Here is a 3,275-nt window from a genome sequence, read left to right as displayed (position 1 = left end):
GGGCACTGGGATGACAAGAAAAAGAGGTACTGGTATGACATTAAAGAGTAGGGATTGATGGCAAAGAGAAATACAGGTGTCATTCCAGCGCGTGACGCTGGAATCTAGAAAACTGAATTTTATGAAAAAGAGTGAATAAAATTTTTTGAAAAAAAATATAAAAAAGTGCTTGCACTTAATTTTATTTTTAGTATGTTGATTACATAATGTTTTTACTGGGGGATAATATGGATAGTAATAAAGGTTCAGGTTATGAAAAACGAAAATATGGCGATAATAATGCACCAGGAGGAGGAAGAATTAGAGCGGATGCTATAGATCCAAGGAGAGTTGATAACTTTACAGAGAGAATTAAGCGTGAGGAGGAGAGAAGGAAGCAAAATCAATCTAGTGGTCAAGGTAGTGGCAGAAGTGGTAAGTAACAGTAAATTTATGGTAATTTGAATAGGGAGGGATATTATGCCTAATATAATGAATCAAGAATTAGTAAGAGCATTTAACATTATTCTTTGTCATAATGAGGTTGCTATTACTAATCTTACCGTACAAAGCACAGATCAAACTTTTTTTAAGAAGGAAGATCGTATTGTTATCTCATTTGATAAAAGTATGGATGCTGATCAATGCATGAAGTATTTAAACAATATGAAAGGAAGGATAGTAGAAACATTCTGTGGAAATGAAAGTACTGCTAGTTTATCTTTTGATATGAAATCTTTTCCTTTTAATTTCAATCGGAGCCAATTGGTAGATAGTAATGGAAAGTATAGATTTTCAGTGCCGATAGATCAAAGTATAGTTTTCAATCTAAAATGTTTGCTAGCTAATGGGCTTGCGAGAGACATCACAGGTGCTATGGGAAGAGATTTTGGTTTAGAACATGTAGAAGGGTATACATCTGATGAAAGCTTTGACAGGAAATCTTATCTATATTGTATGCGTTTCTATGATAAAAGGTTACAAGAGTATTTTATAGAGTCATTCTCAGCGACAGTAAAAGGTTATAAAAATAGTCCTAAAAGAACTGATGGTTTCTTGAAAGTCAAGGACAATTGTGTGTATATAAAGGGGAGCATCTTTAATAAGGCTAAGTTCATTAAGGACATAGTAAAACACAAAGCATCTTTGGAATGTCGTGATTTTGAGGTTACAAGTGCTGAGGATGAAACTGTTGAGAATCTAAAGTTTTCAGTGATTGATTTGTCTCGTAAAGTAGGTATACCAATTAATTCTGTACTTCATGTTTCTTATACAGGCAGTGGTGAAAATTCAGTTCTTATACCTGCTGCTAAGGAAATTATTGATAATATTATATATTATAAAATTTTAAGCAAGGAACAAGCGGATGATATTAATAAAGTATTTGGTATGACCGTGTTAAATAATGTTGAAGATTGTATTTCACCAAAACATCTACCAGTATTTGGCAGGAGAGGAATATACGGAATAGATTTTGCTAATCAAGACATTTCTTATTGTGTGCTGAATAAAATCATGGAAAGCTCTGTAATCAACAAAGACCATGAACTGTCCATTGACCCTGAGCTTCCTCGAACGCTATTAGCTGAACCATCACCGACACGGGGGTGTCCCAAGCAAAGTCGTGGTGAAGGGTTAGAGAGGCCTTCCAGGCAAGGATCAGAAAGAGAGGAAGGAAAAGGGGGGCTGTTTCAGTTGGTGCCGGGGGAAATAGATCCAAGTCAATCCACTTGTTCTCTTAGAGCATGGGATAGTTCAACATTCTTAAATTCTGAGGTTTCTAATAAGGAACCTGAAAAACAGCAAGTTACTGATGAAAGTGATCGAAAAAGTAGTAATGAGTGTTCTGAAGCAAAGTCACAAGATAGTAAATCTCCGGAGAAGAAACATGGGGGTGGTGTTCAAAAAATAAAAAAATTGCTCTCTTCACCTTTTAAGAAGCAATATGGCGTAAACCTTAAGCGACATGATGAAGGACGTGATACAACGCGAAGTACTCCTGAAACTCCTGTAACTGAAAAACCACTTTTGTCTAAACGATCTGCCTCAGAAAGAAGAGCAAAAAATAATCCATCCTCAGCGGTGACTTCTCCTATGCATGAAGGTGGACCAGAGTGGCAACAACGTCTTAATCCTGATCAGAGAGAGGAACTACGCCCATTTCTTTCTCCTGAGGAGCGAAAGAAGCTAAACTCCAACTATTTCTCCCCTGGGGAGGAGTGGCATTTATATTTGACGCGTACTCTTTCGGGGAAAAGGGAGCTAAGCAGATTTCTATGTGAGAGTAAAGAATCACAGTTACGGCGACTTGCAGAAGCACAATTATCGTCACCTGATACCTCTAATAGAGATAGTGGTTTTTCTTCTATGGGATCGCCTGCTTCTCCTGTTGTACAACATAAGGGAAGTGCCCCTTTAAAGGTTACAGAGTGTAGTGTGCAACAGGTAAACTCACATTCTGTAGAGCGTACGTGAGAAGCTTTGGGGAAATAAATTTAGGTTTTTAGATATATCTTAACCACCTAAATGGTTTATTAGGGTTGGGGCCAAAGTCTTTGACCCTGAAAGCACTGGTGTTAGTTTTTCTTGTCCATTGCAGATATTGCGCGGTACTATCCACTTAATCATCATGGCGAGCTTCTGGGAACATTAAAATTTCGTACTCGAAATCGCTGAGCCATACTGCTTGCTGTGGCAAAAAAACCCTACCAGACTCTATCACCGGAACAATTTTGAGTGAGTTTGTCATTGTGTGGAATTATTTCGATAATCGGTAGATCGCTATTTGCCTTTAGCTCTTGTGTTAATTGCTGACCACTTGTTTTTGCTTCAATCAAAATTGCGTGTGGCGTTCATCTTGCAGCTAGTGACAGAACTTGCTCTTTAAGCTTTGGATACTCAAGCTTTGCTCGATATACATCAAGTAGATAGAATTTATTATCTATTTTTGCCCAGGTGGTGCAGACGCTAAAGTCGCTGGAATCGTTTGTTGAAACTGCAGTGTCCCAGCTTTGAGTTACATGTGAGAGATTATCAGGGAAATTTTTATAGCGCTTTAGCCACTCTTGTTTTATTATACCGCTTGAAAGTGGTAGAGGATTTTGTTGGTATTGAGCAGCAAAAGCGTAACTCCCGAGTTCAACTTTTATCATCTCAACTTCTTCTCTTCCTCCCTCCAGGGGATATAATAACTCATTCTCTTCTCTTGAATATAAACCTTTTTCTTGTGTTATAGCTCTTTTCATAGAAGTCCGGATGTGATAAGATAAGGATAGAAGATGATAAGGAGGTTGAGT

At 37.7% G+C, this 3,275-nt stretch carries 2 protein-coding genes and 1 pseudogene; 2 read left to right on the top strand and 1 reads right to left on the bottom strand.

Features of this window, described 5'->3' with window-relative positions; all coding sequences use genetic code 11:
* The first annotated feature begins 227 nt into the window (after positions 1 to 227).
* On the top strand, positions 228 to 422 hold the full coding sequence (locus ACIPNH_RS05110) for a hypothetical protein (protein ID WP_400771908.1): 195 nt from the start codon (positions 228 to 230) through the stop codon (positions 420 to 422).
* A 37-nt stretch (positions 423 to 459) separates the two neighbouring features.
* Positions 460 to 2,454, top strand: a complete 1,995-nt coding sequence (locus ACIPNH_RS05105; RefSeq protein ID WP_400772073.1) for a hypothetical protein — start codon at positions 460 to 462, stop codon at positions 2,452 to 2,454.
* A gap of 28 nt (positions 2,455 to 2,482) precedes the next feature.
* Here ACIPNH_RS05105 and terL read toward each other — a convergent pair.
* Positions 2,483 to 3,203: pseudogene (gene terL / locus ACIPNH_RS05100) on the bottom strand (phage terminase large subunit); the annotation flags it as partial.
* Positions 3,204 to 3,275 lie beyond the last annotated feature (72 nt).

Source organism: Wolbachia endosymbiont of Drosophila barbarae (genome assembly GCF_044752445.1).
Classification (GTDB): domain Bacteria; phylum Pseudomonadota; class Alphaproteobacteria; order Rickettsiales; family Anaplasmataceae; genus Wolbachia; species Wolbachia pipientis.
The sequence above is the reverse complement of the archived record's forward strand: the minus strand, read 5'-3'. Positions and strand labels throughout refer to the sequence as shown.

Excerpts from the sequence above, each read along its gene's own strand:
- ACIPNH_RS05110 (WP_400771908.1), top strand. The coding sequence starts at position 228 with ATGGATAGTAATAAAGGTTCAGGTTATGAAAAACGAAAATATGGCGAT.
- ACIPNH_RS05105 (WP_400772073.1), top strand. The coding sequence starts at position 460 with ATGCCTAATATAATGAATCAAGAATTAGTAAGAGCATTTAACATTATT.